This is a genomic window from Neisseria sp. P0009.S008 (genome assembly GCF_051958615.1).
Classification (GTDB): Bacteria; Pseudomonadota; Gammaproteobacteria; order Burkholderiales; family Neisseriaceae; genus Neisseria; species Neisseria subflava.
In genome coordinates this window covers 1-251 of the sequence record NZ_JBQCVG010000084.1, presented here as the reverse complement: position 1 = coordinate 251, position 251 = coordinate 1, and the positions used below count along the sequence as shown (strand labels likewise).

The 251-nt window shown below is 53.4% G+C and carries 1 rRNA gene; it reads left to right on the top strand.

The annotated features are described in order from the left end of the window. Window positions 1-251, top strand: a 16S ribosomal RNA gene (locus ACTHSQ_RS11370); the annotation flags it as partial.

Below are 251 nucleotides of genomic sequence, written 5' to 3'. Positions count from 1 at the left end.
GGCTAGCGTTGCTCGGAATCACTGGGCGTAAAGCGCACGTAGGCGGCTTTCTAAGTCAGAGGTGAAATCCTGGAGCTCAACTCCAGAACTGCCTTTGATACTGGAAAGCTTGAGTTCGGGAGAGGTGAGTGGAACTGCGAGTGTAGAGGTGAAATTCGTAGATATTCGCAAGAACACCAGTGGCGAAGGCGGCCAACTGGTCCGATACTGACGCTGAGGCGCGAAAGCGTGGGGAGCAAACAGGATTAGAT